The sequence below is a fragment of the Acidovorax soli genome, assembly GCF_900107605.1.
GTDB lineage: Bacteria > Pseudomonadota > Gammaproteobacteria > Burkholderiales > Burkholderiaceae_C > Acidovorax > Acidovorax soli.
Map to the genome: position 1 here is coordinate 1 of NZ_FNQJ01000074.1, position 2,752 is coordinate 2,752.

Genomic DNA, 2,752 nt, shown 5'->3' on the forward strand with positions numbered 1-2,752 from the left:
TGCGTATTTCGGCGAATGTGACCGGTCATTTCGGCGCATCGTGACCGGTGGTCAGAGCGATGTTCTCAGCGCCGTTTCGGTAACGTGACCGCCCGTTTCGGCGATCGTGACCGCCGTGATGCTGGCGGTGCTGCGTAGGGGGTTGAGTTTACGGTTTTGGAGAGGCTGTCAGGTCTTCATGGGGGTCCTTGATGGTCGTTTTTGAAACGGTTGCAGTGCGCGCCGTGCGGCCCGTTCGTCGCGACTCGCCGTCCAGGCTGAAGCGCCGGCAACTCTGCAGCAACCGGTCCAGAATGGCGTCGGCAACGGTGGGGTCGCCCAGCCAGGCGTGCCAATGCTCGATGGGCAATTGGTGGGCGATGATGGTGGCGCGCTGCCCCACCCGGTCATCGATGACCTCCAGCAAATCGGCACGCGTGGCGGCGTCCAGGTGTCCGATGCCCCAGTCGTCCAGCACCAGCACGTCGATCTTGGCGAGTTGCTGTAGCCAGCGTCGGAAGCTGCCGGCCCCATGCAAGATGCGCAGCTCTTCTGCCAGTCGAGGCACGCGCAAGTACAGCGCGGAGCGACCTTGCCGGCACGCGTATTGGGCCAGCGCACACGCCAGCCAAGTCTTGCCCAAGCCTGTGGCACCGGCCAGGGTCACCGTCTCGCCGCGATCGATCCAGGTGGACAGCGCAAGGCCCATGAGGGCCGGACGGTCCATTCCCCGGATGCCCTCGAAGCTGGCGTCCTCCAAGGTGGCCGAGGGGTACTTGAGCTGCGCCTGTTGCAGCAGACGCGCTCGCTTGCGGTCACTGCGGGCGTAGACCTCGCGCTCGACCAGCAAGGCCAGGCGCTCATCAAAGGACAGATTCAGGCAGTCGGCCTGTTCGTGTTGCTGTTGCAAGGCATCGGCGAAGCCCACGAGTTTGAGTGAGCGCAGCTGGGCGATGGTGGTGTTGTTGAGCATGGTGATGATGTCCTGAAGCCGTGGATTGGAGATAGAAACAATGGTGGCAGTGGCGGCGGCGGCGGCGGTGGCGCCACCTCACTGGTAGTAGCCCGGGCCGCGCAGATTGGCGTGCGCCGGGCTGGTCCAGTCCGACTCGGACTGGGGCGTGATCTGGTCACAGTTGTTGGCCAGCAAGTCACGCACATGGCTGTAGCGCAATGTGCCCAGGGCCAACGCCCGCTCGCAGGCGGCCTCCAGTCGCACCGGGCCGTACCTCTTGGACAGGCTCAGCAAACCCAGGCAAGACCGGTAGCCATGCTCGGGATGCTTGTAGGTCTGCAGCAAACGGGTGATCAACTCACCGCAGGCCACACCGATGCGCTGCCCCCATTCGATCAGGCGCTGTGGCGTCCACTCCATGTGGGCGCGGTGGGCCGCGGGCATGTGTGCCTCCACGGTAGAGAAACCCCCACGCTTGTCGCTGCGCGCGTGGGCGGCCACGCGCTGGCCGCGCAAGAGCAACTCGATGCCGCGCCCGGTCATGCGAGCCTCCAGCGTCTGACCGACCAGCGGGTGCGGTGCGCTGTAACGATGACCGTCGATCTCGACGTGGTAGTCGATATGGACCTTCACGGTCTTGAAGCGCGCGAGTTCATAGGGTTGCTGCGGCAGCGGCATCAGGGCTGGGGCGTCCAGCTCGGCGAACACACTGGCGCGACTGCCCGCCAGCTTCTGAAACGGCCGCTCGTTCAGGCTGGGGAGCAGCTGCGCAATGGCCGCGTCAACCTGAGCGACGCTCTCAAATCGCTGGTGGCGCAGCCTGGCCAGGATCCAGCGTGTGACGACCTGAACCGAGCTCTCAGCCGTGGCCTTGTCGCGCGGCGTGCGTGGGCGCGCAGGCAGCACCGAGGTGCCGTAGTAGCGGGCCAGGTCCTGCACCGTCTCGTTGGCACGTGGCTCGTAACGGTCTGGCGAGGCGATCACGGCACGGGCGTTGTCAGGCACGATGAGCTGCGGCACACCCCCGTAGAAGTGCAGAGCGCGCACCATGCCCTCGACCCAGTCATCCAGGCGCTGCGCGGGCGTGGCGCAGGCAAAGACGCAACTGGAGGCGGCCATGGCCGAGACGAAGACCTGGGCACGGGCGCCATCGCGCAAGGGCACCGTGGAGCCAGCGAAGTCGATGAACAGCTTCTCGCCGGCGCGCCGGTGCTGGCGCATCGAGCGCTTGAGGGTTTGGGCGAAGTCCTTGTAGTGACCGCAGAACTGGGTGTAGCGCCAGGTACGACCATGGGGATGGGCCTCCACGTACTCCTGCCACAGCAGCATGAGTGTCACGCCCTTGCGGTCGAGTTCGCGGTGGATGCGGCCCCAGTCGGGGGTGATGTAGGGCTGGGAGGTGGTGGCCTTGGGCAGCAGGGCGGAGGTCAGTCGCTGCTCGCTCCAATCCTGGACAGTCTCCCAATCCAGGCCAGCAGCATGGGCCAGGCCAACGTACTTGGCCACGGCCCCTTTGGAGATGTTGAGGGTGGCGGCGACTTGCTCGTGAGAGAGGTCGGCCTGCCACTTCAGGCGGATAACGTCTTTGATCATGCGTAGAGAAATTCGAGGTTTGGGCATCCGGCTCCTGAAGGCAAAAGCCGTCGAGGTTAGGACGCCCGGGTTGAGTTCTCTACGCAGCACCGCCTGGCTTCAGATCCCACAAAAACGTGGGCTGAAACGGCGGTCACGATGAACCGACAACGGAGTCGGTCACGATGGGCCGAAATCCTCGGTCACGATACCGAAACCAGCGGTCACGTTGGTCCGAAATACCCA

Annotated in this window: 2 protein-coding genes; both read right to left on the reverse strand. The window is 64.9% G+C overall.

Features of this window, described 5'->3' with window-relative positions; translation table 11 throughout:
• Positions 1 to 148 precede the first annotated feature (148 nt).
• Positions 149 to 952 (reverse strand): IS21-like element helper ATPase IstB, encoded by an 804-nt coding sequence (gene istB / locus BLW02_RS19335; RefSeq protein WP_008904314.1) that lies wholly within the window; start codon positions 950 to 952, stop codon positions 149 to 151.
• 78 nt (positions 953 to 1,030) lie between these two features.
• Positions 1,031 to 2,554: an IS21 family transposase gene (istA, locus tag BLW02_RS19340; RefSeq protein WP_026437811.1), complete on the reverse strand. Its 1,524-nt coding sequence runs from the start codon at positions 2,552 to 2,554 to the stop codon at positions 1,031 to 1,033.
• Between the last annotated feature and the right edge of the window lie 198 nt (positions 2,555 to 2,752).